At 54.4% G+C, this 22,643-nt stretch carries 16 protein-coding genes, 1 pseudogene and 1 riboswitch; of the genes and pseudogenes, 9 read left to right on the top strand and 8 right to left on the bottom strand.

The genetic code is table 11. From position 1 onward, the window contains the following. Positions 1–186 precede the first annotated feature (186 nt). Both PHU01S_RS13425 and PHU01S_RS13420 read left to right on the top strand, forming a co-directional pair. Positions 187–480 (top strand): hypothetical protein, encoded by a 294-nt coding sequence (locus PHU01S_RS13425; protein WP_048748768.1) that lies wholly within the window; start codon positions 187–189, stop codon positions 478–480. Positions 481–734: 254 nt separating this feature from the next. Then, positions 735–1,964 carry an EAL domain-containing protein gene (locus PHU01S_RS13420; RefSeq protein ID WP_127507997.1) on the top strand — a complete coding sequence of 410 codons (1,230 nt, stop codon included), beginning with the start codon at positions 735–737 and terminating at the stop codon, positions 1,962–1,964. 170 nt (positions 1,965–2,134) lie between these two features. Here the strand turns inward: PHU01S_RS13420 and PHU01S_RS13415 are convergent, their stop codons facing one another. Then, entirely contained in the window at positions 2,135–2,635 is a 501-nt protein-coding gene (locus PHU01S_RS13415) for a GNAT family N-acetyltransferase (RefSeq protein ID WP_048748761.1), read from the bottom strand. Between the two features lie 132 nt (positions 2,636–2,767). Here PHU01S_RS13415 and PHU01S_RS13410 point away from each other — a divergent pair, with 132 nt between their 5' ends. The 3 genes from PHU01S_RS13410 (at position 2,768) to PHU01S_RS13400 (ending at position 8,445) form a co-directional block, all read left to right on the top strand. Continuing rightward, positions 2,768–4,300, top strand: coding sequence for an MFS transporter (locus PHU01S_RS13410; RefSeq protein ID WP_021882135.1), 1,533 nt, complete (start codon positions 2,768–2,770; stop codon positions 4,298–4,300). Between the two features lie 381 nt (positions 4,301–4,681). Further along, positions 4,682–5,731, top strand: coding sequence for a sulfurtransferase (locus tag PHU01S_RS26670; protein WP_246029227.1), 1,050 nt, complete (start codon positions 4,682–4,684; stop codon positions 5,729–5,731). Positions 5,732–6,075: 344 nt separating this feature from the next. After that, complete coding sequence (locus tag PHU01S_RS13400) at positions 6,076–8,445, top strand: SIR2 family protein (protein ID WP_164763066.1); 2,370 nt, start codon at positions 6,076–6,078, stop codon at positions 8,443–8,445. A gap of 253 nt (positions 8,446–8,698) precedes the next feature. Here the strand turns inward: PHU01S_RS13400 and PHU01S_RS13395 are convergent, their stop codons facing one another. Further along, positions 8,699–9,064: a DoxX family protein gene (locus PHU01S_RS13395; protein ID WP_127507993.1), complete on the bottom strand. Its 366-nt coding sequence runs from the start codon at positions 9,062–9,064 to the stop codon at positions 8,699–8,701. Between the two features lie 141 nt (positions 9,065–9,205). Between PHU01S_RS13395 and PHU01S_RS13390 the strand changes: the two are divergent. Continuing rightward, positions 9,206–9,594 (top strand): annotated as a pseudogene (locus PHU01S_RS13390) (winged helix-turn-helix transcriptional regulator). Between the two features lie 67 nt (positions 9,595–9,661). Here PHU01S_RS13390 and PHU01S_RS13385 read toward each other — a convergent pair. After that, entirely contained in the window at positions 9,662–10,645 is a 984-nt protein-coding gene (locus PHU01S_RS13385; protein ID WP_127507991.1) for a diaminopimelate dehydrogenase, read from the bottom strand. Positions 10,646–10,852: 207 nt separating this feature from the next. Between PHU01S_RS13385 and PHU01S_RS13380 the strand changes: the two genes are divergently transcribed. From PHU01S_RS13380 to PHU01S_RS13370, 3 genes are all read left to right on the top strand, one after another. Then, positions 10,853–11,569, top strand: coding sequence for an ABC transporter ATP-binding protein (locus PHU01S_RS13380; RefSeq protein ID WP_127507989.1), 717 nt, complete (start codon positions 10,853–10,855; stop codon positions 11,567–11,569). Then, complete coding sequence (locus PHU01S_RS13375; protein ID WP_127507987.1) at positions 11,553–13,151, top strand: hypothetical protein; 1,599 nt, start codon at positions 11,553–11,555, stop codon at positions 13,149–13,151. Before PHU01S_RS13380 ends, PHU01S_RS13375 begins: the two co-directional genes overlap by 17 nt. 222 nt (positions 13,152–13,373) lie before the next feature. After that, the gene (locus PHU01S_RS13370) at positions 13,374–15,128 is read left to right on the top strand and encodes a methyl-accepting chemotaxis protein (protein ID WP_164763065.1); all 1,755 of its coding nucleotides are present in this window, start codon (positions 13,374–13,376) and stop codon (positions 15,126–15,128) included. Between the two features lie 146 nt (positions 15,129–15,274). On the opposite strand, the gene PHU01S_RS13365 is transcribed toward PHU01S_RS13370, so the two are convergent. From PHU01S_RS13365 to PHU01S_RS13345, 5 genes are all read right to left on the bottom strand, one after another. Further along, positions 15,275–16,807 (bottom strand): carboxypeptidase M32, encoded by a 1,533-nt coding sequence (locus PHU01S_RS13365; protein ID WP_127507982.1) that lies wholly within the window; start codon positions 16,805–16,807, stop codon positions 15,275–15,277. Positions 16,808–17,085: 278 nt separating this feature from the next. Continuing rightward, complete coding sequence (locus PHU01S_RS13360; RefSeq protein ID WP_084781567.1) at positions 17,086–18,498, bottom strand: GNAT family N-acetyltransferase; 1,413 nt, start codon at positions 18,496–18,498, stop codon at positions 17,086–17,088. Between the two features lie 393 nt (positions 18,499–18,891). Next, positions 18,892–20,793 carry an S-layer homology domain-containing protein gene (locus PHU01S_RS13355; RefSeq protein WP_127507980.1) on the bottom strand — a complete coding sequence of 634 codons (1,902 nt, stop codon included), beginning with the start codon at positions 20,791–20,793 and terminating at the stop codon, positions 18,892–18,894. 222 nt (positions 20,794–21,015) lie between these two features. Continuing rightward, on the bottom strand, positions 21,016–21,930 hold the full coding sequence (locus PHU01S_RS13350) for a class I SAM-dependent methyltransferase (protein WP_127507978.1): 915 nt from the start codon (positions 21,928–21,930) through the stop codon (positions 21,016–21,018). Between the two features lie 138 nt (positions 21,931–22,068). Next, on the bottom strand, positions 22,069–22,263 hold the full coding sequence (locus PHU01S_RS13345; protein WP_021879471.1) for a GtrA domain-containing protein: 195 nt from the start codon (positions 22,261–22,263) through the stop codon (positions 22,069–22,071). A 286-nt stretch (positions 22,264–22,549) separates the two neighbouring features. Continuing rightward, positions 22,550–22,631, top strand: a riboswitch (ZMP/ZTP riboswitch). The last annotated feature ends 12 nt before the right edge of the window (positions 22,632–22,643 follow it).

The raw sequence follows: 22,643 nt of genomic DNA, 5'->3' as shown, positions 1-22,643 counted from the left end.
TGATGACAGGCTCTCCAAGCGCCGAGGCGATGCGGAGCCGAGCCCTTTGTGTCCTATATATCGACTTCTCGGCTGGTTGCGATTAGAGAAATTTTGGCTTTTATTGTGTCACCAGGCGTTAAGGCCCCACATATCCGTGTACAATAGGAAAATAGATCCGTATTTACAGGAAGGATGGCGGAAGGCATGGGCGTAAAGCATGCGAGGGAATACAAGGAAATTTTGGAAGATCTGACGGTCGCGGTGAGCGCGATTCGCGATAGTTACTCCTTTTTCGATATGAGCCAGGAGGATTGGAGCGAGCTTGGCGACCAGGAGAAGCATGAAGTGATGGAGGCGCTGGCGGACGATGTCTTCTACGGTCTCGGCGAGGAGCCGATCCTGCATGTGGGCGAGGGCGTCGTCGCCTACAAGCCGAAGTTCCATGTCATCGAGGTGCTGGTGGACGGCAAGGAAGCCCGCATCGTGCGGCTGATCTGAGCGGCCGCTCCGCGCGAATGGGTCAGCCGAGAGCGGGCAGGAGCGCGCCGGCGAAAACTGCCGATACAATAAAACGACCAGCCGGATGCGCATCGCATGCCGGCTGATCGCGATGCGCGAAAGATGGCTGGGGAAAGGGCTGCCGGCTCTCCTGGAGCTCTTCCAAAGCTTGTCACGCAAGGGAGAGTCCGATACAATAGCAATTAATGTCAGATTATCTTACATAATTGACCGGTACAGGAGAGGCCCCAGCGATGACGATGGATTCAAGCGAGCGGCCGGAGGCGGACCAGCCGTCCCGCCCGCAGAACCCGAGAGCCTACTATCAGCCGATCCTGGCCCTGGATACCCGGATCGTAACCGGATACGAAGTCCTTGGAAGAGATTGCGGAGCCTCCGGAGCGCGCAGCCTGGGGGCTTATTTCAGCCATCCCGGCGTTTCCGAGAAAGCCAAGAGGGAGCTCGACGCCTTCATCCGGGAGCAGGCCGTGCGGGAGCATGGCCGGCTGGGACGGACCGAGAAGCTGTTCATCAATCTTCAGCCGGGGTGGCTGTCCGGCGGGTCCTCCGGGAGCGTGGACAGCTCTGTCCTTCCGATGTTGAAGCTGCTGGAGCAGTGCAAGGTTGATCCAAGCCTGATCTGCATCGAGGTGACGGAGGAGGATTTCGACGGAGAAATCGAATGCCTGGTCGGAGCGGTGCGTGAATTCCGCCGGGCGGGCTGCAGCATCGCCGTCGACGACGTCGGGAGCCGGTTCAGCAACCTGGACCGGATCGCGCATATCCAGCCGGATATGCTCAAGGTGGATATGAATATGGTATCCCGGAGCGCCCATCACGAAGGCTTCCACGGGGTGCTGCGATCGCTCTCGGCCATCGCCGACGGCATCGGCGCCTCCCTGCTCATGGAAGGGGTCGAGACCCGGCAGGATCTGCAGCGGGCGATATCGGCCGGGGCGCGCTACGTGCAGGGCTATCTGTTCTCGGGAGCGGAGGCTGCCTTCGGCAGCCGGGACCGGTATAAGCGTCTGCTGGACTCGGAGCTGCTGGACACCAAGCGGAAGCAGGCGGGAGAGGAAAGCGGACGCTGGAGGCAGGCCGAGGAGCTCGCCCGCGAGGCGGAGCGGCTGCTCCGGGACAGCGGAGGGGAGGGCGGCGAAGAGGCTTTCCTGGCGCCGCTGCTCCGCAAGCTAGATGCTGGCTGCATGCGCGCCTACCTGTGCCGGTCCGACGGCATTCAGCTCTCCGCCAACTACCAGCGGACGGAGGGCGGATGGATTCGGGAAGAACATTACCGGGGCTCGGATTGGAGCTGGCGTCCCTATTTCGTCTACAGCAGCGTGGAGCTGCTGTCCGGACGGCGCTTCGCTATCTCCAGGCCGTACACGGATCTGGACCGGGGCGGCCGGGTGCGTACCGTGTCCGTGCCGGCGGGACCGGACATGTTCCTGCTAGTGGATGTCCGGGAGGATGAGCTTGGCTGACGGGAGTACATATGGCGGCTCCAGCGAGTTTGAGCTGCTGGAAGGAATAGAGGCTGATGTCCATCCAGGCGCTGGAATGAATAGAGCTGGTATCGATCCGGGTGGCAGGATGAATAGAGGATAGTGCCGCAGGAAGAAATAGAACCGATCTCAATCCGGGCCGCAGACGGTCAGCGGCCCTTGTACACCATGCAGTGGAACATTTTCGGTCCTTCCGGCGTCCCGCGCTCGTAGGTGTCGGTCAGGCGGAACCCGGCTTTCTCGTAGGCCCGCTTCGCGCGGTGGTTCCATATGAGCACTTCGAGGTCGATTTCGTCTCCAGGCTTGCGACGCTTGGCTTCCTGGACAAGCAGCGAGACGAAGGCCGGGCCGAGCCCGTCTCCGCACAGATCGGGCCGCATCGCCAGACCGAGGCGGGTGACGCCCTGGATGGGAAAAAACTGCGCGTAGCCCATCAGCTCGCCGTCCTCCGGGTCGACCACGGCTGCATACTGCTCCTGCCTGAGCTTGGGATCGCCGATCTCGATCTCCAGCTTCCTGAGCACTTCCCAAGGATCGTTATTGTAGACGTCATAGGGGGGCTCGAAGCGCCAGCCGCATACTTCCTCGGCATGCCGCTCCGTCATGGGCACGACCTGCCAGCCCAGCCCGCCGTCGGGTTTATTCGTCATAGAGGGGTTCACTCCTTCGGCCGTGATAACGGTTGCCCGGCATGGCCATTATACCATTCCCGATTGCTCTCATGATATGATGGGGAGACAACAGGAACTCATCATGTAAAACTTGCACCTGAGGGAGCTGCGATGCGAAAACTGATTTTGCTAGGTTGCCTGTCCTATTTCGTCATAGGGCTTGCCCATGTCGTCGCCGGGGCGCTGCTGGAGCCGGTCATGAAGGAGTATGCGCTTGACTACAGCTCGGCAGGGCAATGGATCACCAACCAATTCATCGGGTTTCTGATCGGCGTTCTGGCGGCGCCGGCTCTCTCCTCGCGGATCGGCCGCAGGAGCACGCTGGTGCTTGCTATGGGAGCGCTGACAATTGCCGAAGCGGTATACAGCACTTTGCCGCCTTGGGATATCATTCTGCTGGTCGCGCCGGTGGCCGGGTTCGGCTTCGGCATGACGGAGGCCGTCGTAGGCGCCCTGATCATGGACGTATTCGTCAAGGGGAAAGCTTCCGCGATGGGCTGGCTCGAAGTCTGCTTCGGCATCGGAGCGCTCGTGATGCCCGGAGTGGCTTCCTTGCTCATCCAGGGCGGAATCTGGCCCATGAGCTTCCCGGTGCTCACCGCGCTGGCCGGCATCTGCCTCCTGCTCTGGATGACGCTGTCGTTCGGGGAGGCGGAAGAGGCGGTGGCCTATGTTCCGCGCCGGCCCGCACTCCTTGAAGGCTCGCCTGGCGAAGCGCCTGCGCCGGGCCTGGATGGTCCGGTCATGGTCAAGCAGAGGACGGATGGCGAAGACGCCGGGGGAACGGGCGCTGTGACCGCCGGAGCTGCAGGCGAAGACGGAGGACTTGCCGGAGAAGGGCTGGCTTCTTCCGCAGCGCCTGCTGCCGGATCCGGCAGAGCTTCGGCTGTTAGGGCCGATGCAAGAGGGGAGAACGGGCATCCATCCCATGGAACGGCTGCAGCGAGGCAAGGTCTCGCCCATCCGGCCGGCAGCGTCGGCGGCTCCTCGCCGGAGCCTGCGGAAGGGCGGGCAACCGACCGGCCTTTCCGTCCCCGCTATGCAAGAGGCTCGATGCCGCTGTTGACGGCAGGCATGCTGTTCTTTTTCCTCTATGTCGGCATGGAGATGGTGTTCGCGAACTATCTGCCCTCGGTCATGACCGCGCAGGCTGGACTCAAGGAAGCGGAAGCATCGGCCGTTCTCAGCCTGTTCTGGGGAACGATGGTGGCTGGACGTCTCTTCATCGGAGCGGCGACCAAGGCTGCGGGCTACCGGACTTATCTGCTTGTATCCGTTGGAGCATCGCTCGTATCTCTCGTTCTGATGTCGGGCGTATCGGAGTCGGGCTTGTCCTGGATGCTGGTGCTGGTCGCGCTCGCCGGATTGTTCATGGCGGGGATTTTCGCGGTCGCGCTCATCTACGTCAACGAGAAGCTGCCGGGCATGACGGATCGCACGACGAGCCTCATGGTCGCCTGCGGCGGCCTTGGCGGAGCGCTGTTCCCCAAGCTGGCAGGCTGGATTCTCGACGCCTATGACTGGAATGTCCTGCTGCAGATGACGGCGGCGATGGCCGCCATTCTGCTCTTGCTGCTGCTCGCGCTTCTTGCGATGCGGGGCGGCGAGCGGAAGAGCGGGAAAGGTCCGGCTGCTGCGGAGTGAGCCGGCCGGGTTGGAAGCGCAATAGATGGGGAAACTGCATCGGGGGCTGGATAGAGCGCCGAGCAGTTGAATAGAAGAGGCTAACATTGGCATTCTGCTCGGATGAACAGCCTGGGTACTTGCAGAACAAGCTCTGGAAGCGTGGTGAAAAAGTGACCGGAGGGTCGGAATGGAGTCGAAAAAGCGTCAGCGTTCTCCTTTGTCGTCTGATTTCAACTGCTAATCCCTTATTCAATGAAATCAGAACGGCAACAGCGATTGGAGACCCATACCGACCGCAGGCCACCTATTTTTCAACACGCTTCTAGAATCGCTGGAACCGATCACGGCGCAGGCTTGGATCGGAGCCAAGCCTATTCGCTTATGAGGAGGATTTCGTCCATGGGAACCATCGTATCGCCGAAATGGCTGCTGGCCCGAATGTATGAACCTGATCTCGTCATCGCGGACTGCCGGTTCGCTCTAGGCAAGCCGCTGTCGGGGCGCTCTGCCTATGAGGAAGCCCATATTCCCGGCGCCGTGTACCTGGACCTGGAGCAGGATTTGTCCGCTCCGGTCGGAACGCATGGCGGGCGCCACCCGCTGCCGGAGCCGGAAGCGCTGCAGGCGGTGTTCCGCCGCGCGGGCATCGGCCCGGACTCCCGTGTCGTCGCGTACGACGACCAGGGCGGGGCTATGGCCTCGCGCCTGTGGTGGCTGCTGCGCTGGCTCGGTCATGACGCGGTCTACGTCATGGACGAAGGCTTCGGCGCCTGGCAAGCCGCAGGCTTTCCCGTGACGGCCGAGACGCGGATCGTCGTCCCGGGCGGCTTTGCCGCCAGGCCGCAGCCGCATCGGCTCGCGGGCCTGGAGGAAGTGCGCGCCGCCTCGTCTGCGGCGGCGCCAGGGTCTTGGGCCGCCGGCGTCAGCGGCGGCCATGCCGGGACGGATGCGGCCGGCGGGCACGCATCCGTGGAGGCGGTCCAACCGGGGAATCTGGCCCCGGTTGACCGCCTCGGCTTCGAGGCCTCCGTCGTAGACGGCCTCGAAGCGGCGTTCGGCTCGATAGAGGAGCCGAACGAGGCAGCGGAAGGGGCGAGCGAAGCCGCCGCCCCGCTGCTGATCGACTCCCGCGACCCGATCCGGTATGCGGGCATCGAGGAGCCGCTTGACGCCAAGGCCGGGCATATTCCCGGCGCCGTCAATCGGTTCTGGAAGGGCGTGCAGGACGAGCAGGGCCGCTGGAAGTCCGGCGCCGCTCTGGACGAGGCTTTCGCCGGCATTCCGAAGGACCGCGAGCTGATCGTCTACTGCGGCTCCGGCGTAACGGCCACGCCGAACGTGCTCGCGCTGGAAGCGGCAGGCTTCACGAATGTGAAGCTGTATGCGGGCAGCTGGAGCGATTGGATCAGCTACTCTTCTAATCTAATCGTAACAGAAGATCAAGAATAGCCGAGGGGCGATTAGCAGTGTATTCATTCTGAAAAAAGAGCATGGTGATTTTGAAGCCATGCTCTTTTTTTAAAAACATATTAATAATTCCATAATTTAATAATTATTTTTAAATTTAATAAAAAATTTAACCGAAATATAAATTCAAACATATTCTACAATGTTCTTACACCGTAGGGGTCACAAGACAAGATAAATCCCCTGTAGATATTTGTTATAAAAAGTTGAAAACAATTGTTTTTCTGGGGAGTTAATGTTTAATAAATGATGTCGAAAAAAGACTTTTATTTCCTTGAAAAGTGCATTAGGATGGATATAATTTATATTCAAATATGGAGGTAAATATGAATTATTTAAATTTCAATGAAGAGCTATTTAGAATGACACAACTAGCTGCCGAAGGTAAACTCATTCCTCTTATAGGAAGTGGATTTACGCGAGGTTTAAAGAGTAAGCGTGGCATTGTACCTGATGGAAATGAAGCAAATGAAATTATGAAAAAAATTATTATAGCTTCTTGCCCAGAAATATCTGAGGATAGTATTCATGATTATGAATTAGATAATACGTCATCGGTTTTCTTTTCTAGAGAGGTTCCAAAAGATAAACAACGCGATTTTCTTACAAATTACTTTACAAAAGTTGTTATTGACAAAAGTGATGCTAGGCATAGTTTTGTGAATCTTGATTGGCCTTATATTTATACTTTAAATATTGATGATGCAATTGAAAAGAACACAAATTTCGAAAAAATTGTTCCATACAAAAAAATATCAAGTTCGATTTTCAAACACAAAAAGCCTGTTTTTAAACTACACGGTGATGCAAATTATGAAGTTGAATATGAGGATGCTGAAAACTTAATATTCAGTCCCTCTCAATATGAACGCTCATTAGCAAGTGAAGAGAATAAGACCATGAGAGACTACATACGTGCAGATTTCGGTACCAAAAATATAATATTTGTTGGGTGTAGTTTATTAAAAGAGTTTGATATAGGGTACATTTTAAAACTTATTCCTGAAAATGATTTACAATATAACAAGCGTATTTTAGTAAGAACATCTAAACCTGATAAGGCACAAGAAATAGCTCTCTCTAATAAGGGGATAACAGATATACTTCTTGTTGAGTCATATGATATTTTTTATTCTGAATTTTCTAAAAAACTTCAGGAGATTCAAGGGAAAGATAGATTCGGAAAATATAAATATAAGAACCCATCATTTGAAAGAGTTGAAACAAGTAATTATAAAAGGCAACTTGATCTCTTATACGGCGAAAAAATGTTTGAGATTAATGCCAATGTATTTAGCAAAGCGGAATTTTATATTCAAAGAACACTAGCAAGCAAAATTGTAAGGGAATTATCTGATAAAGTAATAGTCTGTATTAAAGGAAGACGATTTAGCGGTAAGTCCTACTTGCTCGCCAATATCACTGAAATGTTACCAGATAGAAGTATTTATTATTTTCCATCAAATATCACAGTGGATGATATATTAATTCAAAGTTTGGTAAATGAGCAAGATTGTATCTTTCTTTTTGATTCCAATTCAATTATTTATAGTGCAAGTAGATTATTGCTCGACCTTCAATCGCGGTTGATAGAAAATAGGATAAAGATAATAATTGCAACAAATTCAAGTGATGGAATATGGTCACGATTTGATAATAAAGACGAGTACTATGTAAGAAACTATTTCTCAATAGATGAACTTAAAGCATTTAATCAAAGTGCATCGAAATTGGGTTGGATAGATAGAATATCCACACAGACAAATATTGATTACATTTTTTACTTGAATAGTGTTCAAAAGGTAGGTGATTCCAAAAAATTTCAAGCGACAGGTACACTTAGTGAAAAAGAATTAGCTGCTATAATAATTGTTGCTTCCAGAGATAAAGCGTATTATGGAGAATTGCTTTCTATCGGGTTTGATACAAATCAAATTGAACAATTAACTAGGAAAATGTCTTTATTAATAGAAACTGAAGAAACTACTCGTGAAGAACAAGAGTATCATTCAGGAAGGAAATTGGTTCACAATAGTAAAGGTGCATTGATTAATTATTTAAGTTCAGGTATCGGAAATCAAAAAATTATCAACGCAATAAGCCTAGTCGTGAAAAAATTAGCAGGTAACCCTCGCTATAATGAAACATCAAAAACAATAATGTTGTATGACACATTAAATCAACTTTTTAGTTCAAAAGAGGTTTCAGGAGTAAGTTCTTTAATACTTAACTTATATTCTGAGTTAGATGTTATTCTTTCGAGTGACATGCATTATTGGTTGCAAAGAGCCAAAGCTCATTACAATATAAGGGGTAAGGATAAAGAGGCTTTATCAAGGGCATTTACTTTTGGAATAAAGAGTTACGACATGGCTAAAGAAAATGAAGATCATAAGCTCAAATGTGCACTTACCATTTCTTTAATCTGCGGTCGTCTTTGGTCATTGGAGTCGATTTTGGAAGAAAAGATAAAGATGATGGACAAGGCAATAGAATGGTATTTTAAGGCTTTTTGCTCAGGCAAGGAGTATGATAAATATATTAATAAAAACATAGAGAATGCTAGCAAGTGGCCGACTGAGAACGACTTTGCAAAATTATTAAGATATTCTATGCTACAAAAAGACAAGCTTAATCATATTAGAATAAAAGAATTGGAGAAATTAGTGAATATATCAAATCGTGCATTGATTTGATTACGTTATTGCATATTTTTTTGACACCATGAGCGATTTTTTAAAGATTGATTCTAGCGCTCAACTTGTCAAAGTAAACACGTGAAACCATTAAGAGTTGCCAATCCGGTCATAAAATCCAGCAAGACAATACAACCTTTAGACCCATCAGCTACACCAAAAAGGCCCCGCAAATTAATCTGCAGGGCCTTTCCGCCTTATCGTTCCTCCCGAAAATCTCCCCAGCTCCACTCAGGCCTTATCCGCTCTCTCCCTAGTATCCCCAGACTCTGCGGCCTAGCGCTACAAATAGAAGCAGCGCAAGGAAAACCACGTTTACGCCAATCTCTTTGAATTCTTTGCGCCTGACATGGAATATGGCCCCCAACAGCACAATAACGCCAAGCCCGCCGGCGGCCAGGGGCGTCAGGACCGATGCGGTATCCGTCGCTTGAGGCAGAATTAAGCCAAGCACCCCAAGCAGTTCGACGATACCGATAAAGACTACGAATCCTCTCGAAACGTCTTTGACCCAAGACCAGGACGATTTTGCCTTTTCATGCTGGAACGCCTTCATCCAGCCGGAAAAAATAAATCCTGCCGCCAATAGTCCTTGCACAATCCATAACGTCATATTCATGATGGGGCAGCTCCTTTATTTGTGCATTCACAGCTCCTAGGACTATAGTATTTTGTAGGCTGCTTTAGCGGAAGTAGGCACTTGAAATAGACCTGGGATACAAAAGTATACCTGGATGGAATAACGGATCGGAGGATAGGAATGACGGCTTATTGCAAATTTGAAAAGACTTTGGAAATATTCATAGGAAAATGGAAGCCTGTCATTCTGCTGCGCCTTTTTGCGAATGGCACGATGAGGTTCAGCGAGCTTCAAAAAGCGATTCCGGACATCACCAAGAAAATGCTTGCGAAACAGTTGAGGGAATTGGAGCATCACGATATCATCCATCGCGAAATCTATCCCAAATTCCTCCCAAAGTCGAATATTCGATAACGGTATACGGTCAACGCCTGACGCCTTTATTGAAGGCAATGAATGATTGGGGAATCGAGCTCATCGATCATTTGAATGCGCTGTATGGGAAAGACCCATTTGCAGATTCAATCGAGCAATATGAGAATCATCTAGCGAATAGGCATAGTCTATGAAAAGAAAAAACGGCACTGCCAGGGCAAAGTTGCCCGGCAATGCCGTTTTTTATATCGGAGGAAACGGCTACAGAAGCTCGCGCCGCAGCTGCTCGGCCGACTTCGGCGACAAATAGCCGATCGGAAGGTCGAACAGGGTTTTCGCCCCCTTATTTCCCTCTTGGCTCAAACGATGCCCCGCTCTCGCGCATGCGACCAGAACGCTTGCCGTGAATTCCGGATTGCTTTCGAGCTTCAGGCCGAACTCCATAATCTGCTTCGTTCCGGTACCGGTCACACCGCTGCGGATGACAAAACCGCCATGCGGCATGCCTTGATGCTCCGCTTGCAGCTGTTCTTCGGTAATGAAGGTTACGGTCGTATCGTAGTCGGAGAAGTAGTTCGGCATGGTGACGATCGTCTCGGCAATCGCCTTTTTATCCGCGCCTTCCTCCGCAACGACAAAACATTCCCTTACATGCTTGTCCCGCGTCGCGAGCTCCGGCGTTTGACCCGAACGAATCTGGTCGATGACTTCTTGAACCGGCACGGTATATTGAACTCCCGCCTTGACGCCAGGTATCCGGCGAATGGCATCGGAGTGGCCTTGGCTGACGCCTTTGCCCCAGAACGTGTACTCTTGGCCTTGGGGAAGAATGGCTTCCGCCAGGAGACGATTGAGCGAGAATAGACCCGGATCCCAGCCTGTCGAGATAATGCTGAGCGTGCCTGACTGCAAGGCAACGGCATGGACCTTTTCAAAGAATTCCGGAATTTTGGCATGGGTATCGAAGCTGTCGACGGTGTTGAACATACCCGCAATCGCGGGAGTCTGCTCAGGCAGGTCGGTGGCGGAGCCCCCGCATAGAATCATGACATCGATAATGCCCTTGTATTGCTCTACGGCCGAAATAGGTTCGAAGCGGACGCCTTCTCCGCCGATCATTTCATCAGGCTGTCTGCGGGTAAAAATAGCCGCAAGCTCCATGTCCGGATTTTGAGCGATCGCTTTCTCGACGCCTTTTCCGAGGTTTCCGTAACCTACGATGCCTATTTGGATTGTCTTTTGCACCAAAATCCCTCCCCATTGGGTTCATTATGTATATCCATCCAGTATATATAGAGGTTACATGAAGTGTAAATTAGTTGATGAAAAAAGAGGATTCGGGAGAAGCCCTCCGAATCCGTCCCGTTCCCATTTTGAGACCTCTCCGCGGTTGGTCCGTATAGTACGGCTAACACAAAAATCCGTTTTTTGGAAAAGATGGAGGAACTGCGAATGCGATTGCGGATCGATGGAGTCGTCAAGGAATTCGACGGCAAAAAGGTGCTCCAGGGAGCGTCCTATACGTTTGAGAAAGGGAAAATCTACGGCCTGCTCGGACGCAACGGCGCGGGCAAAACAACGCTGTTCAACTGCTTGAGCGGAGAAATGGGGATGGACGGAGGGAAAGTGCTTCTGGAGGAAGACCGTCAGGCACGGGAGCTGGACGAGCAGGACGTCGGCTACATCTATTCGCTGCCCATCCTGCCCGAGTTCCTGACCGGCTACGAGTTCGTCCGGTTTTTCATGGACATCAACCGGGGCAGGCTGCAGATGGACCGGACCATTGATGAATACTTTGACATGATGAGCATGACCGAGGAGGATCGGCATAAGCTGATCAAAGGTTATTCCCACGGCATGAAGAACAAGCTCCAGATGCTGCTGTTCCTCATCACCAAGCCGCTGGTCATCCTGCTGGATGAGCCTCTTACTTCCTTCGACGTCATCGTGGCGCTGGAAATGAAAACCATGCTGCGGGAAATGAAAAGGGACCATATTCTCATCTTCTCCACGCATATCCTGCAGCTCGCCTCCGATCTATGCGACGAGCTGGTCGTTCTGAGCAAGGGCAGGCTGTCCTCCGTGCCTGCCGATCTGCTGCGCAGCCCGGAGTTCGAGCAGAGCGTCATCGATCTGCTGAAGGACGAGAGCCATGCAGAAAACGCTTAGCACCCTGATCGCGATCCGCACCTCGTCCATGGCGAATCTAGTCGTCTACTACCTTCAGAAGCTGCCGCTTGTCGGCAAGCGGATTCCAGACAGGCTCTACGCCAAGCTGGGCGCGAAGAAAATCTTGTCGGCAGCGGCATTCCTCCTCAGCCTGCTCGGGAACTTTGCCGGCAAGCTGGCGTTTGTCGGACTATTTCTCTATTTGCCGGTGTCGGCCGTGCCGGATCTATCCGGGGATGAGCGGTGGACGCTGTTTCTTCATCTGTTTTTCCTGACCAGCTTTGTCGCGGCGGGCGTCAGCGCAGCGACCATTCTGGAGCCCAAGCGGGAGAAGTACGTCGCGGTCAAGCTGATGAGGCTGTCTCCGGCCCGATACATGAAGGCAGCACTGGCATACCGCTATGCGGCTTATTTTGTTTTTTATGTGCCGGTCCTGATCATTTTCGCTCTGGCGCTAGGGGCTGGCGCGCTGGATGCCATCCTGCTCGCAGCGGCGCTGACCCTGTGGCGGATTTTCATGGAATATCTTCATCTGCTGCTGTATGACCGCAAGGGAATCATCCTGATCAAGAAAGTCGGGCTGGTCTGGATCGTCATCTGCCTCTCGTTCGCGGCTGCATATGCGCCGCTCCTGAGCGATGCCGTACCCGCAGCCGGAGCCTGGATGCTCAGCCGGCCCATTCAGCTTGTAATGGCGGCGGCCGGCTTGCTTGCGGCCGTCCGGCTGTGGCGCTACAAGCAGTACAGAAGGACGGTCGATGCCGCCGCCAAGCGGGATGACCCGCTGCTGGACGTCGGACGCATGATGTCGGAGGCGCAGAAGACAAGCGTCCAATCAAAGGACAGCGACTATACCCTGCAATCAAGAAGCAAGCTGGAAGGACTGGAAGGCTACCGCTATTTGAATGCGATCTTTTTTGCCCGCCATCGCAGCCTGCTCGTAGCCCCAGTCAAAATGCGCCTGATCGTCATTGGAGCGGGGGGAGCCTTGCTGGCCGCAGCCGCGCTGGCATTTCGCGAGCAGCTCGACGGGCTCGGGCTGGAGCTGGCGATGGTATACCCGTATCTTTTGCTGGGCTTCAACTTCATCGCGGTCGGAGAAAAAATGTGCAAGGCCATGTTTTACCACTGCGACCTCAGCCTGATGCGGCACAGCTTCTACCGGTCGGCCGCGAGCCAGCATTTTCGCCTTCGCCTTGTCCGGATCGCAGCCTTCAACCTGCTGATCGCCGCGGCTCTCGGAACGGTCCTTGCCATCCTGCAAGCCGCAGCGGGCAACGATTGGCTGGGGATGGAGATTGTGCTGTTATGGATATCTGTCTTGTTCCTGTCGCTCTTCTATTCCGTCCATCATCTGTTCATGTACTACTTCTTCCAGCCCTACTCTACGGAGCTCAATGTGAAAAATCCGCTGTACTTCATCTTCAGCTTGTTCATTTCCATGCTGGGAGGAGCCTGCATCGTGCTTAAGCCGGCAGCGGGAACATTCGCCTCCTTGGCGGCAGGCTTGGCGCTGGTGTATCTGGCTGCCGCGCTGCTGATCATCCGCCGCAGCGGCCAACGCACTTTCCGCGTGAAGTGAAGGAGAGAGCGGCCATGTGCTTCCCCATAGGGGGAGAGTTCGCCCGCTTTTAGATGAGTTTGGGAGTCCAAGCGGGGGACATGATTCCTCGGCATTCATTTATGCCCTCTATTCTAAACATGCCCTCGGCTGATTCCGATATAAGGATGATCCCTTCATTTCCGGGGGACCTATGGAAACAGGACCGATTTCGCAAACGATATCAAAGGGAGCATGGACTGCATGTTTAGATTTAGAAGCCGCCTGGTATTCAAGCTGTCGATCATGATTTTGTCGACCCTCGTCATCCTGTCCTCCGCCTTGATCTACCTGCAGATACGCAGCACCAAGAAGGCAAGCGAAGAAGCGATAGGCAGCTTCAGCATGCACACAGCGGAGGCTTATGCGGGGCAATTCGATTTGAAATCCTATGAAACGTACCTGAAGGATGCCGGGGAGAATGATCTCTATTGGAGCCTTCGCGAGGAATTGAACCGCTACCGGCTGCAGATCGGGGCGCAGTACGTCTATACGGTGAGAATCGACGATAAAGGGCAGCCCCTCATTGTCATCGACGGTCAGCCGAAGGGATCGGACTCGGCTTCGCCGATCGGCGAAGTAACCGATGTGCCCAAGGAAGCGGTTGAAGCGATCCTGAAGGGACAGACAGCCAAAACCGGCATCATCGAGAATACGGAGTACGGCGATTACATTTCCTCTTATGCACCGCTTCTCGATTCGGCGGGAACGGTTATCGGCGCGATTGGAATCGATACGAATGTGTCGGTGTCCAATACGATCTATCGGGAAGTCATGCATAAAAGCATGCCTGTGTTCGCCCTGATGGGAATTCTGACGTTGGCTGTGTTTCTGCTCATCGCGCTGTTCATGTCCCGGGCATTGCGGCCCTTGGGAATGATCGTTAAAGGTGCGGAAGCGATGGCCCGGGGGGATCTCGCGGAGGCGAAAAGCCATCTGGATATTCGGCGGGCAAGCTCGAAGGACGAGATCGGACAAGCTTATTCGGCCATGATGAAGATGACCGAGAGATTGGGCGTCACGCTCGGGGATGTCGTCCGCGATGTCAAGATGACCACGCATGATCTCGTTCATTCCACGGATCAGTTCCGGACGGAAGCGGACCGGATGGTGGCTTTGAACGTGCAGCTCGGACAATCGATCGCGGACATGGCCGAGGGAGCGGAGCATCAGCGTTCCGGGGCGGAGGAAAGCGCAAAATCGATGGAGGAGATTACCCAGGCCATCCAACGGGTGTCGGAAGCTTCATCCAGCGTGTCGATCGCTTCCAGTGGAGCGCTGGAAACAGCGGAGCAGGGCAGAAGCTCGATTCTCTGGCTGAGAGAGCAGGTCGCATCCATCTCCGATGTGGCGGAGCAGACGACGAATTCCGTGCAGGTGCTGAACAGGTACATGCATGAGATAGAACCCGTGCTCTACGCGATAACGGCCATCGCCGAACAGACCAAGCTATTGGCTCTGAACGCCTCCATCGAGGCTGCGAGGGCGGGAGAGCATGGAGCGGGCTTTGCGGTCGTGGCCGGCGAAGTCCGGAAGCTTGCGGAGTCGTCTTCCGTGTCCGTGACGCAGATTACCTCGCTCCTGCAGCAAATCCAGCAGGAGTCGGCTCTGATCGGCGAGAGGATGGCGGAGGAAGCCGAGGAAATGGTCAGAGGGACAGAGCTTTCCAGCCAGGTGGAGGCGCTGTTTGTCGATACGGTGGATCGGTTCCATTTTGTGAACAGCCATATCCAGGAGATTTCCGCCGCTGCGGAAGAGGTGCTGGCGGGCTCCGAGGAGGCCGCCGCATCGGTAGAGCAGATCGCCCGGATTACAGCGGCAACGGCGGAGAACGCGGCCTCGATCCAACGGATGTCGACGATTCAGCTGGAGGCGGCAAAGCGGATCACCGATACGACGGAGCTGTTGAAGAAAAGGAGCTCCACTCTGGAAGCGGCTGTAGAAAGGTTCAATTTGTAACCGGATCAGGCACGCAGAGCCTGGGGGAACAATCACCTCGGCTCTGTTTTTTAATGCGGACCTGACAAAGAAAGATGGAGGATCCCTCATGGATCCTCCATCTTTCCTTGTTGAAGCGATATGCCGCTGCCTGTCTTGCGCCTGAGCTAGAGACCGTAGATGCGGCTGTACTTCTCTTCCAGGTAGTCCACCAGATAGTCGGCCTTCAGATCCTCGCCGGTGACCTGGCGGATCAGCTGCTCCGGCGTGTAGAGCTTGCCATGACGATGAATTTTATCCTTCAGCCATTCCTGGATGCCTTCGAAGCGGCCGGCTTCGATGTCGGCATAGAAGTCGGGCTTCTCGCGCAGAATCGTGTTCAGCAGCAGGGCTGCGTACAGGTTCCCGAGGGAGTAGGAAGGGAAATAGCCGAAGCCGCCGAAGGACCAGTGGACATCCTGCAGGACGCCCTCCGTATCATTGGCAGGCGTAATGCCGAGGTATTCCTGCATCTTCTCGTTCCAGATCGCCGGCAGCTCCGCCACCTCGATGTCTCCGTTGATCAGCGCCTTCTCGATCTCATACCGGATCATGATATGGAGGTTGTACGTCAGCTCATCCGCTTCCACCCGGATCATCGTCGGCTGCACGCTGTTGATCGCCCGGTAGAAGTCATGCTGGCTGACGCCTTCCAGCTGCTTCGGGAAGTGCTCCTGGAGCTTGGGATAGAAGTACGTCCAGAACGACTCGCTGCGGCCGATCATATTTTCCAGGAAGCGGGACTGGGACTCGTGGATGCCGAAGGATGCTCCGCTGGATAGGACGGTTTCTTCGAAACGCGGATCGATGTTCTGCTCATAAATGCCATGTCCTGCCTCGTGGATCGTCCCGAATACCGCAGATCGCACATTATTCTGGAGATATCGGGTCGTAATCCGGACATCCCCGGTGTTCATGGACTGGGCGAACGGATGCACCGTCTCGTCCAGCCGTCCCGCGTTCATGTCGAAGCCGAGGATCGGAAGGAAGTAGTGGTTGAATTTTTTCTGCTGGTCCACCTCGAATGCTTGCTCGAAGACGGCTGTCGAAGGCTTGTTGCCGGAGCGGTTGATCCTCTCCAGCAAGCCCACGCTGCTCTCCCTCAGCTTGGCGAACAACGGATCCAGTACCGCCACGCTTAAACCCGGCTCGAATTCATGCAGAAGCGCATCATAAGGATGCTGATCATAGCCGAAAATCTCAGCCATCTTGCGGTTGAAGTCCACGATCTTCTCCAAATAAGGCTGGAAGAGGGAAAAGTCGCTTCTCTCTCTGGCTTCTTCCCATGCATGGTTGGCTTTGGAGGTGAGGACGACATAATCGCGGTACATGTCTTCGGGAATTTTCTTGAAGCGCTCATATTCTGCAGTGCGTTCCCGAAGCTGCGCCTGCGTAATTTCGTCCAGGTCGGCCTGTACCTCGGGAGCGGACAGGAGGCGGAGCAGAGAGCCCATCTCCTCCGATACGGATAATTTGAACTGCTCCGTTCGGAAGGTCCCGATCGCTTTGGCGAACAAGTCTCTCCCTTTCTTGGGAGCAGTTACCTTCTGGTCCCATCCGACCAGACTCGAAATCATGCTTAGATGAGCGATCTTTTCTTCCAATGCTTTGTACTGTTCGACAGCTGTCCGAATGTTGGGATCGAGGGATTTCAGTTCCATGCCAAAAGCCTCCCATTAGAAACGATTGTTGTTTCCCCGCAAAAAAGACTGGTCAGTCTATTTTATTTAATCACTTTTTTTTCCTGTCATCAAGTAAATTTAGGAATCGGAATCCGAATCCGAATCCAGCATCAAGAACCCGCGTCCGGCTCGGGTTCTTGAGGTCTTCCTCGTTAATCAATCGTCGCCACTTTCCACTCGCCTTGTTTGCTCTTGAGCAGCGAAATGAGGCCGCTGTCCTTCGCCAGGCAACCGTAGGCTTCCCCTTCACGGAAAGATCAGGGCTGGAATCTCCATTCCCGCACCACTTCGCGCTCATCCCGGCTAATCTCCGCAAAGCCGAGAGAAGCATATAGGCGTGATGCCCGCATGTTGTCGCACCGATGGCCGAGCTTGATCGTGCCGCCCCATTGCTTGTCCTCGATATAACGCATAAGCTCTTTCATCCCGGAGCGTCCAAGCCCTCTTCCTTGGAACTTGCGATCCAGCATAAAAGCCATGATCCAGCAGCTTCCGTCAGCCGGATCGACAGCGTACACCGCGAATCCCGCGAGTTGTTCATCCGTGTACATCGCGAGAGGGGTGAACCCGCAATAGGCGGACTCAGCGAGCCAATAGACCGCAGGTACAGGAAATACGTCCTTCTGCTCGTCCGTGACTTCAAGCCGGGTGCAAGCGTGCCAGTTAGTTGAATCGATGGGTCGCAGTTCTACGGTCGGCCTCAAGCGTTCCCGCAGCCGATCGCACGCCTTCAAGAGCTTGATCCGAAGCTGAAGAGCCCACTCGGGCGACCGATGGATATCCATATTCTCCACGCTGCGGAGGAGACGTGCGAACGCATACAGGTCTGCAAACCTCTGAAAAAGAGGAAACTTCTGCACGCAGCGTTCATCCAACGGCTTAATCGACCGATATCCGGTTAGAAAGTGCTCGATTTTCCGCTGGGCGCCGGCATCCTCTTGCTCCGCCAGATCCCTCAGGGCGGATGCTGCATCCATTCCGTACCAGTGGATCATGGCATCGTCAAAATCGATGGCGGAATAGCGGGATTGCTCCTCGTCATAAAAAATATTGTCCGTTTCGAAGTCATAATGAATCAGGCCCATATGTCTCTCGTCAGTCGGAAGCTTGGAGAGCTGTTGACGGATGCGTTCAAGCTCGTGCCGAGCCGTTTCCTCCGAGGGATGCCGCTGCAATACGGAGGCGATGAAGGTTAGGGCGTCCATCCAGCTTGGTCGGGATGACGGCACAGCCGAATAAGACTCGGATAAAAGATGCAGCGAAGCAAGCGATCTTCCCCACTCTTCGGCATGCCGATCCGTCATGAGATCCAGCGGAATAGGGTTTCCCTTGGCTTGTTCAAATACAACGCCGAAGTACGATCCATCTGCCGTTTGGATCGTTTCGATCCAGTTGCCGTATCGGGATAGGACAGGAGCGGCAGCCGGATAGCCGGACGATATCAGATACAGGATGAAATCAAGCTCTGCCTGAATATTCTCGAGACGGTTGTCCTCTTCATGGACATAACGTAGAAATTGCCGAACGCCGTTTCTTTCCGACAAGTAGACAAAATTGCTGCTTGCTCTCCAAAACGTCAGCGTGCCGGCATCATGCTCCCAACATGAAATCAGTTGTTTGGCCGCGGAATCGGTTTCCGTTCCCCGTACCATGTTTTTTAGCGACATCATTTCCGGTTGCCTCCCATGGCCTAATGAGAGGTGCAAGGGTTACCATAGCGGCCTCTCACAGGTTGATTTGCATGTTCGTTCGTTTTCAACCACCATCACTCCTCAAGGTCGCAGTAGGGATTTAAGGTGTAAATTTAGAGCGGATTAAATCTATCCCTCGTGAAATATGGTTGAATATAGTTTCAGTAGGATCAAGGGGTAATTTAGACTAAAAAGATTTATACGAAGCGAGCCGGGGGGCGGCTGTCGTCCCCTCGAAACGGCGGCTTGCCTTGAAGCCGAGGCCGGGGAAGAGCCCTCAGGGGCTTTCCGTTCACGTCGAAAGGGACACCTCGCGAGGTGTCCCTTAGCGCTTTCATGCAGGATCCGGAGCCTGGAGCCCGGGCAGCGGGCCTAGTCTCTCACGAATCGTTCGAACGTTCTCTGGAAAATCTGAATCGACTGCTCCACCGTCAAATTGCCCATCGGGTTGAAGCGGTTCTGGCCGACGCCCTGCATCAGGCCGAGACCGACGGAGCGGTATACGTCCGCCTTCGCCCACGAGGCGATCGCCTCGTCATCTGCGAACGGGCCGGTTGGTGCGGCGGAACCCGGCGGCTTTCCGGCAACGCTCGCCAGCTTGCTCTCCAGCCGGGTCAGCAGGGCCGCGGCCTCCTGGCGGGTAATCTTCGCCAAGGGAGCGAACTCGGTCGGGGAGACGCCGCTGATCAGTCCGGCAGACACCGCCTTGGAGACGTTGGAGTCGCTCGTATCCTGAAACGGCTTCCGGTCTGCCGGAAGACTGCTTCCCGTGGTGTTTTCATAAACCCCGACGAGCATGCGCACGAAATCAATGCGGCGGATCGGCGTCTGGTACTGCGTGTCCAGGGAATAGGGGATGAGACCGGCGCCCTTCGCCTTCGCATAGGCTTCCTTCGCCCAGCCGCTCGGGGCATCGCCCGGCGCTGCCGGTCGCACGGTGACGTAGAGCGAGTTCTCCTGGCCCAAATAGTTGCTGTAGCGGATATAAGCGGCGCCCGCCTTCACGCCTCGCAAGACGCCGGAGGAATCCACCGATGCAATGGAAGGATCGCTCGATTCCAGCTGTCCCGCCATTCGGCCTGCCACCGCGCCTTCGCCCGTGGAGTAGAGGCGCAGCGGCACGCTCTCGCCCGGTGTTATCGCGATCGCGTCGCTGCCGAACCGTTTCATTTCCGTCATGCGGAAGAAGACCGTATCGTACTCGATCGACGTTTCCGCGCCGGCTTTGGAGCGGATGCCGTCTATGCGCACGTGGAAGCGGTCATCTTCCTTGATATCCGAGATTCCGCCCGGCCGGAAAATAATGCAGACCGGAATGCCGCCATAACCGCCTTTGTCGACACGGAAGTATTCGCCGGATTTGTCCGTATCCGATTTGTCCAGCGTCCATTGCCTGCCGTCGCTTTGGCGGGTCACCGTTACGGTGATGGAATCCGTGTTGTTTTTGTCGTACCGGTCCGTATTCAGCGATACCGACCAGGCATCCGATGGCGAGAAGGCTTCGGACGGGAAGTACCCGGCGGCCGGCCAGCCGATGTAATCGTACTCGACGCTGCCAGCGGTCCTTCCTTTGTCAAAAACGTACATGGAGGAGTACGGCGACCCGTAACCGCCCGTCTCGGCTGCTCGGACATAGCCGAACATCGTCCGGGTCATCGCCGGATTCAGAATCCATCTGCGGTGGCCGACCCGGTCGATGTTGCTTGGATCGCTGTCCGACATGTAGCCGAGGACGCTGCTGTACAGCGTCGGGCTGCCCATATACAGGTTGCTGCTGCCCGCTCCGGCGTAGCCCAGCTTGTAAGCCTCCTCCTCCATTCCAGCCGGCTTGGTCGGAGAATGGCTGAGCCGATCGTTCAGCGCATTGATCAGCGATGCGCTCTGCTGCTGCCGGTGCAGGCTCCAGTCCGGCTGCACGTCATCGGGGACTCCGGCCAAATACCGGACGAAGTTCGTCGCCCGCACGCCGTCTTCAATATACTCGGCTTTTAATTTGCCTTCCTGGAAAGGAGCTGTCAGACTCGGCAATTGCTCGTAAATGTCGTTCCCGCTCATATAGGCAAAGGACCTCTTCATGGGCAGGTAGCTCTGCATCCATTTCTCGACGATCTCTTCCTTCGTTCTCGCAGCGGTTGTTTTCCCTATGCTGTCTGCGGCTTCGGCTGTCTGGGGCCATACGGCCAGCATGCCTGCGGCCAGGGCGCCTGCGCAGAAGGCGGCCGTCGTCCTCGGCATCCATTCGCGAGGTTTCAAAGCGGTTTGATTGCGATTCATTTGTTCCCACCCTCTTCTCTCTACTTCATCTCATGCCCTTCACCTCGTTATCGGCGGCAAAGGAGAGAATCGGTAGACCGCAAGCCCAGTGGAATGCGATTGCGCGAAGATAGAAACCGCCAGCCTGAAGACGGCAGCGGGCAGGCGGTTTCAAAGCAGGGCATGAATGCCGGTTGTTCCCGGGCACAAGGAAGGGCAGGATAGAGACGGGCTCTCTTCCGGCTACCTTTTGACCGCCAAGCAATAGTTCACATGATCGAAGGCCTCGATCGGGTGCTCGGGCTGGCTCTCATTATAGGCGTGAAACAGCAGCTTGGTAATTTCCTCCGGATTCAGATGCTGATCAATCCGCAAGTCCATCTCTTCGAGCATCCGCTCCAGCTCGGAGCAGGAGTAGCCTGCCTGCATCGGCTCGCCCGCACGCGCGACCATCATGAGCTGCTTCTGCGCCCGCTCGCCTGCCTGAGGAGTGAAGGTCTGCTCATCCGGATAATCGAAGACGATGCCGCTGCCGGCCGGAAGCAGGGAAACGATGCCGGACAACAGCTGCCGGAATTCCTCTTTGGCGAGGTAATAGCTGATGCCGAGCAGGCTGCAGAAGCTGACCCGATCGGGATTGAACCCGGGGCTGGCCAGCACATGCCTCTGCCAGTCCGGCTCGCGAAGGTCGGCGGAGATGAAATAAAGATTGGGAGGCGGATCCATGCGCATGCCGGATAAGCGGGCCTGTTTGTCGGCGGCGGTAACGGGATGGTCGATCTCGAAGATGTCGAGCTGGGAGGCCCATTCCGGCTGGCGATAGGCGAACGTATCGTAGCCTGCGGCGAAGATCAGGTACTGCCTGGCTCCAAGCGCGGCGGCCGCAGCCAGCGCCCGCTCGGCAAATGCCGCCCGGCCGAGCGGAGTGGGCGAAAGCTGACGGTCGACAACCTGGCGGAGGGCCTGCTCCTGCGTCCCCGAGAACCCGGGCTGGAAAAACGCGATCGCCCGCGACATGTTGGCGGAGATGCTGTCGTACTCTTCATCGGTCAGCAGCTGCCTGGCGATCCGGTCGTCGAAGATTTTGACCGGATTGTGCTCGGCGTGGTAGGCGCGCGAGAACGCGCTGACAAGTGCGGTCAAGCTTTTTGATTCCATGATCATCACCTCGATTCCGTTGTATCATTGGGGGGAGTGAAGAAACAACACTTGACTTTATTGTAAATTTATGTTATAATATAAAGTTCATTTTTGCATATTTCACTGTTTCGTCACATTTGGGGCGATTTCTACCATTCAGTCATACACAAATCTTCGCTGCGCCCGATAGCTGATCAGGAACAAGGAAGCTTCCGTCATCAGCTTGGCGGCGACGAGCGGAATGCCGATGCCGGAGTGGAACAGGAGCATCATGCCGTAGTTCAGCAGGACGAGCGAGAAGTACCGGGGCAGCGATTTTGTTCGCGGCTTTTTGCCGTGAGTGAAAACCATGCGGTTGGCCAGGGCGGTCAGGACGTTCGCGGTGCCCGTAATTTCACGTCGGCGACGAAGTAAGTGACGGCATCGGAGCCTGAGCCGGTCTGGACTTTCCGGATGCTTATCGTCTGGTCGTCATCTTTTGCGCCGGAAGAACATGGCCGATCACTCCTTCAAGGGGTTGTTGCCGTTATCTTAGAGCCGCTACCTGTAATGAAGCTTGAATGGGGGTGCCGATCCGGCCGGCCGCAGAAAATGCATTTACAATCCTTCCTGATTTCAGTATCATCAAAAGTAAATTCCGACTGTGCGTGACTGGCGGAGCATGGGTCCAACCATGAGGGAGCGCATGGATACAGCAGCCGTACGCCTGGGCAGAGGTAAGGGGGGATACC

The sequence above is a fragment of the Paenibacillus humicus NBRC 102415 genome (assembly GCF_004000905.1).
Classification (GTDB): Bacteria; Bacillota; Bacilli; order Paenibacillales; family Paenibacillaceae; genus Paenibacillus_O; species Paenibacillus_O humicus.
This window is presented reverse-complemented; position numbering and strand designations above follow the sequence as displayed.

Coding starts and splice junctions, on each gene's coding strand:
- PHU01S_RS13410 (WP_021882135.1), top strand. CDS start 2,768: ATGCGAAAACTGATTTTGCTAGGTTGCCTGTCCTATTTCGTCATAGGG.
- PHU01S_RS13380 (WP_127507989.1), top strand. CDS start 10,853: ATGCGATTGCGGATCGATGGAGTCGTCAAGGAATTCGACGGCAAAAAG.
- PHU01S_RS13375 (WP_127507987.1), top strand. CDS start 11,553: ATGCAGAAAACGCTTAGCACCCTGATCGCGATCCGCACCTCGTCCATG.
- PHU01S_RS13420 (WP_127507997.1), top strand. CDS start 735: ATGACGATGGATTCAAGCGAGCGGCCGGAGGCGGACCAGCCGTCCCGC.
- PHU01S_RS13350 (WP_127507978.1), bottom strand. CDS start 21,930: ATGGAATCAAAAAGCTTGACCGCACTTGTCAGCGCGTTCTCGCGCGCC.
- PHU01S_RS13425 (WP_048748768.1), top strand. CDS start 187: ATGGGCGTAAAGCATGCGAGGGAATACAAGGAAATTTTGGAAGATCTG.
- PHU01S_RS13370 (WP_164763065.1), top strand. CDS start 13,374: ATGTTTAGATTTAGAAGCCGCCTGGTATTCAAGCTGTCGATCATGATT.
- PHU01S_RS13400 (WP_164763066.1), top strand. CDS start 6,076: ATGAATTATTTAAATTTCAATGAAGAGCTATTTAGAATGACACAACTA.
- PHU01S_RS13345 (WP_021879471.1), bottom strand. CDS start 22,263: ATGGTTTTCACTCACGGCAAAAAGCCGCGAACAAAATCGCTGCCCCGG.
- PHU01S_RS13395 (WP_127507993.1), bottom strand. CDS start 9,064: ATGAATATGACGTTATGGATTGTGCAAGGACTATTGGCGGCAGGATTT.
- PHU01S_RS13360 (WP_084781567.1), bottom strand. CDS start 18,498: ATGATGTCGCTAAAAAACATGGTACGGGGAACGGAAACCGATTCCGCG.
- PHU01S_RS13355 (WP_127507980.1), bottom strand. CDS start 20,793: ATGAATCGCAATCAAACCGCTTTGAAACCTCGCGAATGGATGCCGAGG.
- PHU01S_RS13415 (WP_048748761.1), bottom strand. CDS start 2,635: ATGACGAATAAACCCGACGGCGGGCTGGGCTGGCAGGTCGTGCCCATG.
- PHU01S_RS26670 (WP_246029227.1), top strand. CDS start 4,682: ATGGGAACCATCGTATCGCCGAAATGGCTGCTGGCCCGAATGTATGAA.
- PHU01S_RS13365 (WP_127507982.1), bottom strand. CDS start 16,807: ATGGAACTGAAATCCCTCGATCCCAACATTCGGACAGCTGTCGAACAG.